Annotated in this window: 14 protein-coding genes; 12 read left to right on the top strand and 2 right to left on the bottom strand. The window is 38.0% G+C overall.

Annotation, left to right across the window (positions count from 1 at the left end):
- The first annotated feature begins 79 nt into the window (after window positions 1–79).
- The 8 genes from MKY63_RS26280 to MKY63_RS26245 all read left to right on the top strand — a co-directional run bounded on the left by MKY63_RS26280 (window position 80) and on the right by MKY63_RS26245 (window position 9,948).
- Window positions 80–2,002, top strand: a complete 1,923-nt coding sequence (locus MKY63_RS26280) for a BglG family transcription antiterminator (RefSeq protein WP_339810385.1) — start codon at window positions 80–82, stop codon at window positions 2,000–2,002.
- 126 nt (window positions 2,003–2,128) lie between these two features.
- A complete protein-coding gene (locus MKY63_RS26275; protein WP_076105684.1) occupies window positions 2,129–2,446 on the top strand; it encodes a PTS sugar transporter subunit IIB in 318 nt (105 codons plus the stop codon).
- 41 nt (window positions 2,447–2,487) lie between these two features.
- Entirely contained in the window at window positions 2,488–2,811 is a 324-nt protein-coding gene (locus MKY63_RS26270) for a PTS lactose/cellobiose transporter subunit IIA (protein ID WP_076105685.1), read from the top strand.
- A 51-nt stretch (window positions 2,812–2,862) separates the two neighbouring features.
- Window positions 2,863–4,176, top strand: coding sequence for a PTS cellobiose transporter subunit IIC (gene celB / locus MKY63_RS26265; RefSeq protein WP_076105686.1), 1,314 nt, complete (start codon window positions 2,863–2,865; stop codon window positions 4,174–4,176).
- Window positions 4,177–4,217: 41 nt separating this feature from the next.
- Complete coding sequence (locus tag MKY63_RS26260; RefSeq protein ID WP_076105687.1) at window positions 4,218–5,723, top strand: family 1 glycosylhydrolase; 1,506 nt, start codon at window positions 4,218–4,220, stop codon at window positions 5,721–5,723.
- A gap of 218 nt (window positions 5,724–5,941) precedes the next feature.
- On the top strand, window positions 5,942–6,262 hold the full coding sequence (locus MKY63_RS26255; protein WP_339810383.1) for a metalloregulator ArsR/SmtB family transcription factor: 321 nt from the start codon (window positions 5,942–5,944) through the stop codon (window positions 6,260–6,262).
- A 2-nt stretch (window positions 6,263–6,264) separates the two neighbouring features.
- Complete coding sequence (locus MKY63_RS26250) at window positions 6,265–6,681, top strand: SRPBCC domain-containing protein (protein ID WP_036677852.1); 417 nt, start codon at window positions 6,265–6,267, stop codon at window positions 6,679–6,681.
- Between the two features lie 102 nt (window positions 6,682–6,783).
- Window positions 6,784–9,948 (top strand): ATP-binding cassette domain-containing protein, encoded by a 3,165-nt coding sequence (locus MKY63_RS26245; protein WP_339810381.1) that lies wholly within the window; start codon window positions 6,784–6,786, stop codon window positions 9,946–9,948.
- 68 nt (window positions 9,949–10,016) lie between these two features.
- On the opposite strand, the gene MKY63_RS26240 is transcribed toward MKY63_RS26245, so the two are convergent.
- Complete coding sequence (locus tag MKY63_RS26240) at window positions 10,017–10,412, bottom strand: cupin domain-containing protein (RefSeq protein WP_036677849.1); 396 nt, start codon at window positions 10,410–10,412, stop codon at window positions 10,017–10,019.
- A 234-nt stretch (window positions 10,413–10,646) separates the two neighbouring features.
- Between MKY63_RS26240 and MKY63_RS26235 the strand changes: the two genes are divergently transcribed.
- Window positions 10,647–11,039 carry a MerR family transcriptional regulator gene (locus tag MKY63_RS26235; RefSeq protein ID WP_339810377.1) on the top strand — a complete coding sequence of 131 codons (393 nt, stop codon included), beginning with the start codon at window positions 10,647–10,649 and terminating at the stop codon, window positions 11,037–11,039.
- Between the two features lie 91 nt (window positions 11,040–11,130).
- Here the strand turns inward: MKY63_RS26235 and MKY63_RS26230 are convergent, their stop codons facing one another.
- On the bottom strand, window positions 11,131–11,532 hold the full coding sequence (locus MKY63_RS26230) for a MerR family transcriptional regulator (RefSeq protein WP_339810375.1): 402 nt from the start codon (window positions 11,530–11,532) through the stop codon (window positions 11,131–11,133).
- Between the two features lie 123 nt (window positions 11,533–11,655).
- Here MKY63_RS26230 and MKY63_RS26225 point away from each other — a divergent pair, with 123 nt between their 5' ends.
- From MKY63_RS26225 to MKY63_RS26215, 3 genes are all read left to right on the top strand, one after another.
- Window positions 11,656–12,507: an aldo/keto reductase gene (locus MKY63_RS26225; protein ID WP_076274487.1), complete on the top strand. Its 852-nt coding sequence runs from the start codon at window positions 11,656–11,658 to the stop codon at window positions 12,505–12,507.
- 223 nt (window positions 12,508–12,730) lie between these two features.
- Window positions 12,731–14,689, top strand: coding sequence for an RICIN domain-containing protein (locus MKY63_RS26220; protein WP_339810372.1), 1,959 nt, complete (start codon window positions 12,731–12,733; stop codon window positions 14,687–14,689).
- 102 nt (window positions 14,690–14,791) lie between these two features.
- Window positions 14,792–15,778: a VanZ family protein gene (locus MKY63_RS26215; RefSeq protein ID WP_339810370.1), complete on the top strand. Its 987-nt coding sequence runs from the start codon at window positions 14,792–14,794 to the stop codon at window positions 15,776–15,778.
- The last annotated feature ends 13 nt before the right edge of the window (window positions 15,779–15,791 follow it).

Here is a 15,791-nt window from a genome sequence, read left to right as displayed (position 1 = left end):
AATGAGCAAATGTATGTAAATGTATGCTTCAGTTAATATTAGCTCATATTCATACTCTGGATAAGAAAGAGGGATAGAATTGTTTTCAAAACGGCAAAAAGAAATACTTTTATACTTAATTAATTCTAATCAACCTGTCACAGCTGCATGGATTTCTAAGGAACTGAATGTTAGCGATCGAACGATCCGTAATGATTTAAAGGAACTACAAAATATATCTTCCGTATTAGGCCTGAAAATAGAATTGATTCGTGGGAAAGGCTTCGCAGCAAAAATTACTGATATAAATCTATTTCATCAGGAATTTGGTGATTTAACAAGTGATAAGATCAGTTATACTACGATTGACTTTTCTGAACAAGACAATAGGGTCTTTTATTTGTTGAACCGTTTTTTGTTGAAAAATAACTATATCAAATTAGCGACGATTGAAGATGAGATGTTTGTTTCTAAATCCACAATACAAAATGATTTAAAAGAAGTGCGTAAAATACTGGAAAATTACAACCTGAGTATAGTAAACCGCCCCCATTACGGCTTGTATATAGAGGGGGATGAATTTATGAAACGAATATGTTTGTCCAATTATTTATACAAAAGAGAAGAAGAACTCGATCCAACTCACGTGAGCTCTAGTTTATTTGATAAAGATACATACAAAAAAGTAAAGGAAATAATCGTTGATAAAGTAAACAACTACAAAATCGAAATATCTGATATTTCTTTAGATAACCTTGCCATCCATTTAATTATAGCTTGCAAGAGAATTGAAGAGGGCTTTCTAATTGATAATCCTTCAGTACATCTAAAAGAAGATTATCCTTTTGAAAAAATAGTGAGCCAAGAAATTGTTAAAGAAATAGAAGACTTTACCGGACTAGAGTTTCCTGATTCGGAGATCAACTATGTTATTATCCATTTGGTGGGTACGAAGTTGCTTCCAAAAGAAAGTTTGTCAGAGTACAGTAAGCTGGATGAAGTGGGAACCATTGTAAGATGTATACTGAATAGATTAAAAAACGAATCTAATTGGGATTTTAATGGTGACGTTGAATTTATTCAAGCTCTGACCCTTCATATCAGGCCTGCGATGAACAGAATCAGGTATAAAATGAATATTCGAAATCCTTTGTTAAAAGAAATTAAAATAAATTTTCCGGCGGCTTTTGAAGGAGCTCTTATAGCCAGCAAGTGTATTAACAACTTTTTAGATTTAGAAGTTGGGGAACATGAGGTGGCTTTTATTGCTTTACACATTGGTGCTGCTTTAGAAAGAATGAAAAGTAAAAATAAAAAGGTCAAAAGAGTTATTCTTGTATGTGCCTCAGGTGTCGGAAGTGCAAAATTACTTTATTACCGTTTAATCAATCTATTCGAAAACAAGATTCATGTTGTAAATACAATTAGCTATTATAAATTAGCAGAAACCGATCTATCCTCGATAGATTTAGTCATCAGTACAATCCCTATCAAGGAAAATATAGGAATACCTGTCCATGTAGTAAAAACCTTTCTAGACGATACGGATCTGGATCAGATCAGGAATCTCTTATCTTCTTCAGAACAGCCGGGAGAAGCTCATATTTATCTTGATCCTTACCGGATATTCGTGAAAAAAGAATTAACAACAAAGGAAAGTGTTATTCATTTTTTAAGTAGTGAGCTGATTAAGCAAGGTCTTGTTCCCGACCATTATGAATCTTTAGTATTAGAAAGGGAGGAACTGGCTCCAACAAGCTTTGGTAATCTGGTGGCCATTCCTCATCCAACTACTCCCGTAACGAAAGAAACCTTTTGGACGTTATGTACGTTAAAGCGGCCTATTCGTTGGAATGATAAGCAGATGGTGCAGTTAATATGTCTGTTAAATATAAAAGAAGGAAATAGTGGCGATCTAGATAGCATGTATAAGAAACTTGGTTCGCTTATTGAAGATAAAGAGATCGTTGAGCAAATTCTTGTTAAAGATTCTGCGGAAGAAATCTTAGAGTTACTGAAATGAATCTGCGTTTTTACACTGCAAACGTTTCCTATTGTTTTTGGAAAAAGGTTCGCTTAAAAAGAAAGCTGTTTAGCGATAAACTGAGGTTGTTAGTAAATACAACAGTATTTAAGGGGGAGAACAATAATGAATACAATTATGTTAGCGTGTAATGCAGGGATGAGTACAAGTTTATTAGTAACTAAAATGCAAAAGACCGCTGAGGAAAAAGGAATACAAGCTAATATTTTCGCGAAACCAGTTACTGAAATTGAACTTACGTTACAAGAAAAAAACGTAGACGTCATCCTATTAGGTCCTCAAGTGAAATTTATGAAAAAACAATTAGAAGCTAAACTGGTCGGTAAAAATATTCCGATTGAAGCGATTGATATGCTGCATTACGGTATGATGAACGGCGAAAAAGTACTAGAACAAGCATTAAAGATAATTGAGAGCAAATAAGCAATTAAGCAAATAGAGAGAGACGAAGGGAGCGGTAAGTAATGGTAGATGAAGTGAAAGAGGAATACTATACTGTAGCATTTAACATCATAAGCAACGTTGGCGCAGCTAAAAGCTCAGTAATGGAGGCGCTTTATGCAGCAAAAGAGGGGGATTTTAAAGGAGCGGAAGAAAAGTTAGAAGAATCAAAGCAATTTTTTAGAGAAGGCCATAAAATGCATAAATCATTAATCAAAAGAGAAGCAAATGGAGAACAACTTCAATTCTCACTGATTCTTGTTCATGCTGAAGATCAACTAATGAGTGTAGAAACCATTTCTCTGCTTGTTACAGAAATGATTGAACTATATAAGCGTGCGAAATAAATAAATTAACGCTGCAAAATACCCCTTTCAAGAAAGGAAAGTGTAGCACATATGAAAATAACGGACTTCTTAGAAGAAAAGGTAATGCCTGTTGCGGGGAAAATAGCTGCACAAAGGCACTTATCTGCACTCCGTGATGCGATGGTCTTGACTATCCCATTTATAATTATTGGTTCAGTATTCTTAATACTAGCTTATCTGCCCATTCCAGCCTATTTAGATTATTTAACTGCTCATCCAGGTATCAAAACTGCCTTGTTGTATCCCTACGGTGGCACATTTAACCTAATTGCTTTAATTGCTACTATTGGCGTGGCATACCGATTAGCAGAGAGTTATAAAGTCGATCCGCTATCGTCTGGGATAGTAGCCTTATGTTCGTTCTTTATTATCACACCTAATTCAACCTTTACGGTAGATAATGTGACTACCACAGCGGTGAATGTTGTTTATTTCACTAGCCAAGGATTGTTCGTAGGATTGATCATTGCCGTTTTGACAACAGAAATATTCCGCAAGATTGTCCAAAAGGATATTGTTATCAAAATGCCGGACGGAGTTCCGCCAACAGTTGCGAGATCTTTTACAGCCCTAATTCCGGGGTTTGTAGCAGTCATGAGCGTTGTCGCGATTCGTTTGCTCGTTGAGAACTTCACCTCTTTTGAGAGCGTTCACAAAATTGTGGCACAACTTCTTCAAGAACCTTTAACTGCTGTTGGGACAAGCTTAGTAGGAACTATTATTGTTTTCTTACTTGCCAATTTATTGTGGGCTGTAGGTCTGCACGGTTCTTCTATTATCGGCAGCACCATTATGTTGCCCGTCTGGCTTCAGCTGTCAGCAGCCAATGCCTCTGCACTCTCTGCAGGCATGCCTCTTGAGAATATCGCTACTGCAGAATTCAAATTCTTTATCTGGATAGGTGGCGCAGGTACCACGCTAAGTCTAGTTGTTTTAATGTTCCTGTTCTCCAAAAGTAAGCAGATGAAGCAAATAGGACGAATAGGTATTGGACCAAGCTTATTCAACATTAATGAACCCGTTCTATTCGGACTACCGATTGTATTGAATCCGATTATGTTAGTTCCGTTTCTCATCACTCCAATCGTTACTGTTCTGCTCGCATATCTATCCATGTCTTTAGGAATCGTGGCCAAACCAATCGGAGCATTGCCACCTCCAACAACGCCGATATTTATTTCAGGATATTTAGTAACGCAAAGTATCTCGGGAATTGTCTTGCAGCTGGTTAATTTCGTGGTAGCGATTCTTATCTACTTCCCGTTCTTCAAAGTTTTAGATAACCAGAAATATAAAGAAGAACAGGATAGCCGTAGTAATGAAACTGAAAGCGTTTTAGCGTAGTAGCAAAAAATTAGATTGAGTAAAAAGAAGGAGGTAACAGCATGGGATTTCCACAGGGATTTTTATGGGGTGGTGCAACTGCAGCTAATCAATATGAAGGTGGTTACAATGAAGGAGGTCGAGGATTAGCCGTTTCTGATCTGATGACTGATGGCACAAAAGATTCTCCGCGCAAAATATTTTATCAATTTCCCGATGGCCGCGAAGGAGTAATTGGACAAGGTGCCTGCATACCAATCGGAGCTAAAGGCATTTTAAAAGAAGGATATTATTATCCAAGTCATAATGCGACGGATTTCTACCATCATTACAAAGAAGATATTGCTTTATTTGCGGAGATGGGATTTAAAGTTTATCGATTATCCATTTCTTGGACGCGAATTTTTCCAAATGGTGATGATGAAATAGCTAATGAAAAGGGACTGGAGTTTTATGACAATGTTATAGATGAATTGCTGAAATACGGCATTGAACCTCTGGTAACATTATTGCATTTTGATATGCCTCTTAATCTGGCTGATAAGTATGGGGGCTGGACCAACCGTAAGCTAATTGATTTCTATTTAAGATTCGCCGAAACTATATTTGTGCGTTGGAAAAACAAAGTGAAATATTGGGTCACTATTAATGAAGTAAATGTGCTTGGCGGCTATTGGACTTTGGGGTTAGCTTCAAATAATATCAAGGAAGGAACCCATTCTAATCAAGGCGAAACTCCCCTCGCTGATGCAGGTGACAAATTACAATCTATCCATCATCTTATGGTTGCTTCGGCTTTAGCTAATAAACTGGCACGAACGATTAATCCTGACTTTAAAATGGGAGCTATGTTGGCATTATCAGGGATCTATCCAGCAACATGTCATCCAGATGATGTTTTTGGGGCCTATGAATTCAGAAGAAAAGCGTTAATTTTCTCAGATGTAATTTTACGAGGCTATTATCCAAATTATGCACAAGCCATTTTTGATGAATATAATTTCGAGTTAAAAACAGAGTTTGGTGATGAAGAGATCCTAAGACAGTATACTTCCGATTTTCTAGCGTTTTCTTATTACCGTACAACTGTATTTGATCGTTTTTCACCTAACACAACAACAACTGGTGGGCAACAAGGTTCGCCTAACCCGTATCTTAAAGCAACACCGTGGGGTTGGCCAATCGATGCAAAAGGTCTGCGTTTTGTATTAAATGAGCTATATGATCGCTATCAAAAACCTCTGTTTATTGTTGAAAATGGAATGGGCAACATAGATAAGGTTGAAGAAGATGGTAGTATCAATGATGATGAACGTATCGACTACTTAAAAAATCATATCAAAGAAATAAAAAACGCTATCGAAATTGATCATGTGGATCTGATAGGTTACACACCTTGGGGCTGCATAGACATTGTTTCTGCTGGAACGGGTGAAATGAAAAAGCGTTATGGCTTTATTCACGTCGATCTGGATGATAAAGGAAACGGGTCGTTTAAACGTTCGAAGAAAAAATCATTTTATTGGTATAAAAATGTTATCGCTACTAATGGAGAACAATTAGATTAATTATTAAATCGTAAAACGAAATGATTCATCTGGAGGCATTATCAGGAGCAGTCCTAAGCTGGACTTGCTTTTTGGTAATGCTTTTTTTCACTGGATTGTTGACATGTGACCATTTGGTGTCTTATAATCAATCAGACACCAAATAGTGTCCTATTAGGTAATATTGATGGATACTCGGTGACATTACAGGAAATATTACGGAAAAGGTGGGGGTGGTTGTGAGCGACAATAGTCAAGTGAGGGATGTTTATGACGCTGTTGCGGATCCAACAAGACGAAAACTTCTTCAAATTCTGGCTGATGTTGATGAATTACCTCTGTATGAGATAACGATTCATTTTGAAATGGGTCGTACAGCCGTTTCGAAGCATTTAAATATACTTAAAGATACTGGTCTCGTAATTGCTCGAAAGGTTGGCAGAGAGACGAGGTATCGGTTGAATGCCAATCCTTTGAAAGAAATTCAAGATTGGGTATCTTTTTATGAAGGATTCTGGAAGCAAAGAATTGATAAATTAAAACTTATATTGGAGGAATAACTATGAAACCAGATGTATCATTAGATTTTCAATTTACAAGTTCGATCGAGAAGGTATGGAATGCTTTAACGGATTCGGATACGCTTGCGAAATGGATCTGGAGTAATGATTTTAAACCCGTCGTTGGTCATAAATTTCAATTCCGTGCTGAGCCAAATGAATGGTGGGATGGAATTGTAGATAGCGAAGTACTCGTCGTGGATGAGCCTCATACGTTATCTTATACTTGGAATAGTGCGGGAGAAAGTACTACTGTTACTTGGACTGTGAGTCAAGATTCAGAGGGGAAGGTTAATCTCCATCTAGATCAATCAGGATTTAGTGAAGAGACGAAAGCCCGCCAAGGAGCCATCGAAGGTGCTAAATATGCTTGGACAAATATGGGTGGTCAGCTCGAAAAGGTATTAGCAGAATTGTAATTCAAGAATAGGGCGCTTTTCTGGAACAAGGAAAGTGCCCTTTTTAATGGAATAAATCATGGCAATACTAGATGAAGAGAATGGAGATGAGATGAGCATACTATGAAAATAAATCAATTAATTGCGAACAATATTAACAGATTAGAAACGGTACTGCCAGTGGATGAGTCGTTAGGAATTGCTGGTTTGTCTGGATCTGGTAAAACAACTTTTTGTCAAACGATTGGGGAAGAATCAAAAAAACGTCTCGTTTCCTTATTGCCAAAAGCTGAATACCAGTATTTATTCCCCAATATTATGGAGACTAATTTCAGTGCGATCAAAATGGAAGCAATGCCCCTTGTTCTTTTTCTTGGTAGGTCATCCATATCTTCAAATCCTCGGTCAACCATTGGCACACATACAGGTGTGTTTACTGAAATCCGTGTCACTCTTGCTGAACAATATAATCTCTCTCCAGAGGTTTTTTCATTTAATAATGAATTAGGTTGGTGTCCTGATTGTAAGGGGCGTGGAACTACAAAAAATATCGAGTGTAAAAAGTGTCAAGGAAAACGCTACAATCAAGCAGCTGAACAATATAAAATTGAATTATTGGATCAAGCACAGAGTATTTCCGATCTAAACGACTTTAGCATCGAAACCATTTTTAAACTAGCAGAAAAGCTTAAGATAAGTGAGGGTAAACAACAAATCCTGAAAAATATAATCAATATGAATATTGGTTATTTAACATTAAATCGTATTATGGGTACATTGTCAGGCGGAGAATTAACACGACTTTACTTGGCAGAATTCATGGCAACAAGTGAAAATACCGTGATTATCATTGATGAAATCTCCGTGGGTCTCGATCACCAAACCCTATTGAAGATTTTAGCGGAGATTAAACAATTGGGATATAAAAATCAAATTTGGCTCATTGACCATTCTGACACGGTGCTGGACACAGCGGATAAACACTTGTTCTTTGGACCTGGCAGTGGCAAATATGGCGGGAAAATTGTTGAGGAATCACCACGTCCTGAGCCCATCAATAGAGAACTAAATCAGGCAGCACCTGCAGAATATTATCAATTTCATGATCTTTATTGTCGTAATATTCAAATGGCCGAGATTCAGATTCCCCAAAATAGGTTGGTAACTTTTACAGGTGAGTCCGGATGTGGTAAATCTACGCTGGTTAATGAATGTATGGTCAAAGATTTTCTAAAGCGTTATTCCAAAGATAAGCTGGTGATCGTAGGGCAAGATCGAAATCAGTCGATTACCAGTCGCTCGACCGTTGCCACTTTTCTTGATATTAAAAGGAAACTGACAAAATACAGTGAGGATATTGATGATATTTTTGAGCGCTCGATTGAAGATATTATTGTTGAACTGCCAAATGAGGACATTGCTCATAAAAGACTAAGCTTATTGATCAAGCTTGGACTTGGTTATTTGACGTTGGAGCGAAAAACACAGTCCTTATCCACGGGTGAATTTCAATGTGTCCATTTAGTTTCTGAGCTGTTTGCGGGCTCAAGAAATCCACATACACTTTTTATTTTTGACGAGCCTTCCAAAGGTTTATCACAAAATATTTTAAATCAATTCATTGACAGCATTAGGGACATTTTGCAGGATGAATCTGTCTCCATAATCATGATTGAACATAATTCTTATATGTTAGATAACTCTGATTTTATCGTTGATTTTGGCAAAAGACAGCTTGCACCTGTGGAGCATCTTGATGTTCTCAGTCATGATGATTATTATCGTCAACAAAACAGTGCAGATAGCGTGGCGCCTGCGCACATTTCTTCAACACTCCAGCAACAAAATGGAATTGCCTATTTAAAAGAAGATCAGATCGCCTATTTTAAAAATGCAGAGAACATCTATAAAGGTGGCATATTAAAAAGCTTATCCTCCATGGCCCGCCTGATTTATGGTGAATATGAATCGGATACGATTGCACCTGTCATCGCCATTGATCTGGAACGACACTTGTATAGTCAGTTTACTTTCCTTTATGAAATGGGTGGACTGATCAACCATATTGTGGCAGCGCATCCCACTAATAAGGATACAAAAAGCTTTGATTTCTATCAATCAGACAATCATTGTCCAAGCTGTAAGGGCCGCCGTGTGATTGAAGAATTTGATTTTGATATTGTACTTCAGGACAAGAACGTCCCCTTTTGGGACGGCTCATTACATCCAGATGCGATGGAGATTCTGAAATTCTATCAATTACCAAAAATAAAATTCATCTTTGATGAGTTAAAGAATGAGCTCGGACAAGATATTAGCAAAAGTTATAATGAGATGACAGAAGCTGAAAAACACACCTTTTTATACGGGTATTGGGAAAAGTCCTTCTATGATAAAGCAGCTAAAGCCTCGAGAACTTGGGAAGGCTTTAATACCATTATCGGGAACTATATGGTCATTTCGAAATCAATTATTAAAGAGCATATTAAAGCGTCCAAAAAAATGATTACTTGTCCAATCTGTCAAGGAACGGTGTTAAATCATCATAAAAAGCTTAAATTCGGCGACACTGATATTCGCGAGCTTATTGGGATGCCCCTTGATCAAGTCATTAGCACCGTTGGTGAATTACAGGTACTAGAAAAAATGAAAGCCATCGTGGGCGGAGATATGGTTTTGACAGAAGAGGTCTCTCTATTACCCAGGGAAACACAAGTCGCTCTAAAAATGCTTGAACTAGAGTTAGGAAGTTTTGCGCAATATGAAATGGTGTTACAAAATGCCTTGCCATTCTGGAACAGCATTAGCAGCAGTATCGAATCCATCAGCAGGAAAAACCGGATTACCATCTGTGATTTTGCCAATATCCACGAAACAAGAGAAAATATCATAGATAAGTATTTCACTAATGGAAAATATAAAAAGCTGACTTATGTCTATGAAGCGTTTGGTTACAAAAAAATCGTCACCTTAATTAATAAGATTAAAGCAAGCCATCCATGTCCATTCTGTAAAGGGAAAAAAGTTATTTCGGAAGATGGACTTCATGATGGCGTATATAAATTAACGATTCCTTGTGTAAGTTGTTATGCGAGTGGCATCAATGATGAAGGGCGTAAGGAAGTCGTTGAAGGTATAGATGTGCAAACTTGGCTAACGGGTAAAATAAGTGACGTTGTTTCTAAAAGCTTAAACATTGAGGCTGTAGCTGATATTCCAATTTTCAATCGTATTCGTGAGTTGAATAAACAAGAGATGATGGCAGTTTACCAATTTCTTGAGCAATAGAGTTTAGTTTTCTCAAAAAGACGATATAGAAAAGTAACGCATCGAGTCCATAGACCCGATGCGTTTTTTTACAATTGATTATAAAGCTTACCATCAACAGGTTCTAACCATTCTGTTTCTCCGGGTGAAATGGCTAAGTGAACAAACCAGCTGTCTTTTGTAGCACCATGCCAATGTTTTACGTTCGCTGGAATATTCACAACATCCCCGGTTTGGAGGAATTGAGCTGGTTTGCCTTCTTCTTGATACCAACCCTCACCACCGGTAACTAATAATACTTGTCCGATTTTATGGGAGTGCCAGTTATTGCGAGCTCCCGGGGCAAAGGTTACGTTCCCAATAGGCGCATTCAAAGGTGTCGCGTCAGTATAAATCATCTGCAAGTATGCATCACCTATAAAATTAGCTTCAACCTTTTGTCCGAGTGGAAAGATAGTACTGTTGCTTAGTTGCTCATTAGCCATAATAAAAAACCTCTTTCGTTTAATTTTTATAAATTTCTTTGGCAATATTAAATGCCGACCAAGCTTTAGGCCACCCTACATAAAACGAAATTAACTGCTTCAAAATGAAGTATAGACCTTAAAGTACACTTTAAGGCAAGCCATAAAAATGGATTCATACTCCGACATTTGGTTTTTTATTAGTTTAAGTATATCCTTTGGATAGAAACAAAATTAGAAATGGAGGTGGGGATCATGCCTTATTCCATTGGAGAATTTGCAGAAATCGTCGGTGTTAACAAGAGCACGCTCAGATATTACGAAATGGAAGGATTACTTACTCCACATCGAAGTGACAATAATTTACGCGAATATACAGATCAGGATATAGGTTGGGTTCAATTTTTACTTCATTTAAAAGATTCAGGAATGACGATGGCAGAATTGAAGCAATATACCGAGTGGCGGGCTATGGGGGACGAGACAATTCCTGAACGGAAAAATTTACTTGAACAGCGTAAGCAACAAGTGGAACAAGAAATTAAGGCATTGCAACAAAACTTAGATGTACTGAACCGTAAAATTGTATTTTATAATGATCAACTAACGGGGAATAAATACGAATTCGTCCTTTATCACAATGAATAGATATCACATCAAGAAGAAAAGTAGATTCCTAACAAGTTAAGAGGCAGATGAACAACCTTTGATAATCAAAAGTTGTTCATCTGCCTCTTGTTCATGATTTTGTCCATTTAGCTGGATTCGTGTCATCCGGGATTACCTGATTGATAATATCTAGATAATGATTGGCTTTGTCTTCCATATATTTGACTTTAAGTTTGGCCTCTTCCAACTGAGCTGCAGCAGCGGCTTTATACTCCATTATGATTTGATAACGATCGTGGATGGTAGAATCGCCTATTAAACACAAGTCTACATAGCTTTTAATGTCTTCTACTGACATCCCACATTGTTTGAGATATTTTACACCTGTTAGCCAATTAATGGAGTCATCATCAAAAAGACGAATGTTATTTTTGTCCCGTTGTATCGTTGGAACTAAACCCTTATCCGTATAATAACGGATGGTATGTTCAGTCAAACCCAGTAGTTTGGCAACTTCCTTCACAGTATACATTGTAATTCCTCCTTGAAAATGGATGCGAAAAGAACTCAGCATCGCTTGACTTCGTGTTACTCGAACCTGTTAGGCTAATTATTGTAATCTTAATCACAGAACATGTAAATAGGAGGATTTCATATGCAAACAGTAACTCTGAACAATGGTGTAGTGATGCCTATCCTTGGTTTTGGTGTCTATCAAATGAATGATGCTAGCGAATGCGAGCAGAGCGTTTATGAAGCTATTATGGCAGGCTATCGCCTGATTGATACTGCAGCAGCTTACCAAAATGAAGAAGCCGTCGGTAGAGCCATCAAACGCAGTGGTGTACCAAGAGAAGAAATATTTATTACTACTAAACTTTGGATTCAGGATGCCGGTTATGAGCGTACTAAGAAAGCATTTGCCAAATCGCTCGATCGATTACAAGTGGATTATTTAGATTTATATTTAATTCATCAGCCATTTGGTGATGTATATGGTTCCTGGCGTGCTATGGAGGAATTGTACCGTGAGGGTAAGATCAAGGCGATTGGAGTCAGCAATTTTCAAATGGATCGTCTAATTGATTTGATTAGCCACAATGAAATTACACCTGCAATCAACCAGATTGAAACACATCCTTTTCAGCAGCAAATCGAAAGTGCGAATTATATGAAAGAGAAGAATGTGCAGATCGAGTCATGGGGACCTTTTGCGGAAGGACGAAACAACCTTTTCAATAATGAAGTATTAGTTTCTATCGCTGAAAAATATCAGAAATCCGTTGCTCAGGTAGTTTTACGTTGGTTAACTCAAAGAGGCGTGATTGCTATTCCAAAGTCTACGCATAAAGAACGAATCATCGAAAACTTTAATATTTTTGACTTCGAATTAAACCAAAAAGATTTAGAGACAATAGCTACGTTAGATACGAAACAGAGTGTTTTCTTCTCGCATAATGATCCCCAAATCGTAGAAGGACTCGCTAAACATAAATTTGATATTTAACATTTGTATAGCACATCCAAGGGGTGCCCTAAAAGCCATGAAAAGGCTAAGGGGCACCCTTATTTTATAAACCAGATCTAACTCCAAAACTTTATTGAGGGGATGATAATTGAGTAATCATATTGCATGATCCGGTCGAGATATTACATTCTCATTTATCCGTTTATTAATTATATTGAAGCTGTATTCGTTTAAAAAAACCAGAGTAAAGGAGAAATTACTTTTGAGAAGAGAACTGAGAAAGGTTTTGACTTTTTTGTTGGTTTTAGTGACAGTGGTTGGCACAGGGATTAGCTTTGATGGTAATATTGTAAACGCTTTCGGACCTAATGTCTTATATGTACCACCAGCAGATTCACCATCCTATGGGGCTTTATCACCTAGGGCAATCCAGCTTAAATATAGTGGCATCAACAATAATAAAATGTATGCTACATTTGAACAAACCTCTAATACCACACCTGTTTTCCCTATTTATGAAAGCGTTGACAATGGTGTCACTTGGAATCAGGTTGGAGAAGTGGAGGATACTCAAAACGGTTGGGGAATGTTAAATTGCCCTGAATTGTTTGAACTCCCCCAATCTATAGGCAACATGCCTGCGGGTACTATGCTTCTTGCAGGAAATTCTGTGCCAAGCAACAAAGCAGCTACCAATTTGGAATTATATAAAAGCAATGATTTAGGTAGAACATGGACATATGTAAGCACCATTGCTGAAGGTGGACGAAACGATATTGGTTACGATCCCATTTGGGAGCCTTTCTTTTTGGTTCACAACAACAAACTCATTGTTTATTATTCAGATGAACGTGATCCTGCTCATGCCCAGAAGTTAGTTCATCAGACTACGTTGGAGGGCACGAACTGGGGACCTGTGGTAGCTGATGTGGCATTTGCAGACAGTAAATTACGTCCAGGAATGCCTACAATCGCTAAGCTGGGCAATGGTAATTACGCAATGACCTATGAGATGGTCGGATACCCGGGCGTGCCCAATTATTTGAAAATTTCAGCAGATCCTGAGAGCTGGAATCCAACTGAAGTAGGAACTCTTGTAGGGTACGGAGGAAGTCCCTATATTTCTGCTTTGGGAGATGGGAGACTCGTATTAAACGTTGCAGGAAAAAAAGAAGTGCTGATCAACTCTTCTAGAGTGGATGCATCCGGAAGCTGGGTTCCATATAATCCACCCGTAGACGCAGGGTATAACCGCCAACTACTGCCGCTTAGCAATGGCCGCTTATTTATCCCACAAGCCGGATTTTTTAGTGGGAAAAACACGGTGAAATACGGTGATATGTCCGTAGGTTACTACAAATTAATTAATGTGAAGAGTGGGAAGGCTTTAGGTGTATTGGAAGGCGGAACTGCGAATGGCAATCCGCTCGTGCAATGGAGCAGTGGGACTAATTCCTTGGATCAATATTGGCTCATTTCCACTGCGGAAAGTGGTTATGCTCCTAACGGTTACAAATCCATTGTGAATGCAAAGAGTGGTAAGGTCGCCGGAATATTAGAAGGATCAACAACTGATGGAGCTAAAGCCGTATTATGGACTGAAAACAATTCCAATGACCAGCAGTGGACTTTACAAGCCTCTGGTAACTACTACAAGATTGTTAATCGTAACAGTGGTCAGACGTTAGGTATAGCGCAGGGTTCTACTGAAGAGGGTGCCCAAGTTATGCAGCAGGCTGATGCAGGCAGCACTGATCAGCTGTGGGAGTTGGTTCCAGATGAAGGACATATTATGGTGGACAGTTATCGATTGGTTAATGAGAACAGTGGTAAAGTGTTGGGAATCTATCAAGGTTCGATGGCAGATGGAGGGAAGGCGGTTCAGTGGACCAGCGGAATTTCATCATATGACCAAAATTGGTTTGTAGTCAGCACAGCTGATGGTTATACGAAACTGGTCAATACTAATAGTCGTAAAAACCTGGGCATTTTAGGAGGTTCATTAGCTAACGGTGCTCAAAGTGTTCAATGGAATGATAACGGATCGAATGACCATCAGTGGACTTTGGAACCCTCAGGTGAGTTTTACAATATTATTAATCGTAACAGTGGAAAAGTTCTGGCAGTAGATCAGGGTTCAACGACAGAGGGTGCAAATATTATTCAAGCAAATAATACAGGTTCTGCTAGCCAGCACTGGAAACTAGTCACGAATAGATAAAATATCATGTATCAAAAAGTCATCGGCCTTAAACTAAGGGTGATGGCTTTTTTATCGAAATAAGCCTTGAATGACTAAATCGTCACCTTCAGTGTCACGGGAATGTCACCTTGGAGAGATATACTATTTCCATCGACATATGGAGGGAATTGTGAAGTTATTATGGGAGTGAAATTACGGAAGATCCTTATTATAGGAACTATTTTGTATACACTGTTGATCTTATATTTTTTGTTTTTTGCTTTCAATAGAGTTGAGCATGCAACAAGCCAGTATGAATACACGTTTATGTTGATTCCTGAAAGTGTTCCGCTTCTTTTTCCTGATCTCTTTGACCTATCCTTTTCTTGGGTTTATGACTTTGGGAACATCGCTGCTTTTATTCCTTTTGGCGTATTATTCCCTTTGCTGTATCGTACACATTTTAAGAAGTTTATTTGTTTGTTTATCTTAACAATTTTTGGGCTGGAAACTCTTCAAGCTTTAACTTTTTTAGGTTCCTTTGATGTAGCCGATGTCATCTCCAATACGTTAGGGGCAATGATCGGATTTTGTGCATATAAGATTGGATTTTCCCCGGAAATCACCAGGAGATCGCTTTTTACTTCGACATTATCTGTTGTTGTGCTATTGGTTGGAATCATGGGAATCTCTGAGATCATTGATTTAACTCTGAAGAAAAGTGAAAGACCTGTGCAGGGATTACAAACGTTGGAAAAGCTTACGGGAAGCATGCCTATCACGCATAATCTTCCCAGTTTCACTATCGCTGGTGAAAATATAATACCAAAAATGAATTTATACAGCAGTGAAGGTGAAGAAATTAAAAAATACACCTATACTTTGGGTGATAAAAAAGAGGTATCGTTATATTTCAGCTTTGGATTCCCGGAAAATGAAAATTCTAGCAGTGAACTAATGATTATAGCTGATGGCAACGTGATCCTTCAATCCAGTGAACAATATAGTTCCCAAGCTGAACTCAACAATACGGCATTAGTTACCGTAAAAGAAATAACCTTTATCCTTAAAGGGAATGTGAAGTTATGGGATGTAGGATTTAGTGAAATGAAGCATTGGTGGGAATGAGGAACTAACCCTT

This window comes from Paenibacillus sp. FSL R7-0189 (assembly GCF_037969925.1).
Lineage (GTDB): Bacteria > Bacillota > Bacilli > Paenibacillales > Paenibacillaceae > Paenibacillus_AQ > Paenibacillus_AQ odorifer.
Note: the sequence above shows the minus strand (reverse complement) of the source record. Positions and strands in the feature narration are given on the sequence as shown.

Coding starts and splice junctions, on each gene's coding strand:
- MKY63_RS26230 (WP_339810375.1), bottom strand. CDS start 11,532: ATGTATACTGTGAAGGAAGTTGCCAAACTACTGGGTTTGACTGAACAT.
- MKY63_RS26250 (WP_036677852.1), top strand. CDS start 6,265: ATGAAACCAGATGTATCATTAGATTTTCAATTTACAAGTTCGATCGAG.
- MKY63_RS26225 (WP_076274487.1), top strand. CDS start 11,656: ATGCAAACAGTAACTCTGAACAATGGTGTAGTGATGCCTATCCTTGGT.
- MKY63_RS26235 (WP_339810377.1), top strand. CDS start 10,647: ATGCCTTATTCCATTGGAGAATTTGCAGAAATCGTCGGTGTTAACAAG.
- celB (WP_076105686.1), top strand. CDS start 2,863: ATGAAAATAACGGACTTCTTAGAAGAAAAGGTAATGCCTGTTGCGGGG.
- MKY63_RS26215 (WP_339810370.1), top strand. CDS start 14,792: ATGTCACCTTGGAGAGATATACTATTTCCATCGACATATGGAGGGAAT.
- MKY63_RS26275 (WP_076105684.1), top strand. CDS start 2,129: ATGAATACAATTATGTTAGCGTGTAATGCAGGGATGAGTACAAGTTTA.
- MKY63_RS26260 (WP_076105687.1), top strand. CDS start 4,218: ATGGGATTTCCACAGGGATTTTTATGGGGTGGTGCAACTGCAGCTAAT.
- MKY63_RS26240 (WP_036677849.1), bottom strand. CDS start 10,412: ATGGCTAATGAGCAACTAAGCAACAGTACTATCTTTCCACTCGGACAA.
- MKY63_RS26245 (WP_339810381.1), top strand. CDS start 6,784: ATGAAAATAAATCAATTAATTGCGAACAATATTAACAGATTAGAAACG.
- MKY63_RS26270 (WP_076105685.1), top strand. CDS start 2,488: ATGGTAGATGAAGTGAAAGAGGAATACTATACTGTAGCATTTAACATC.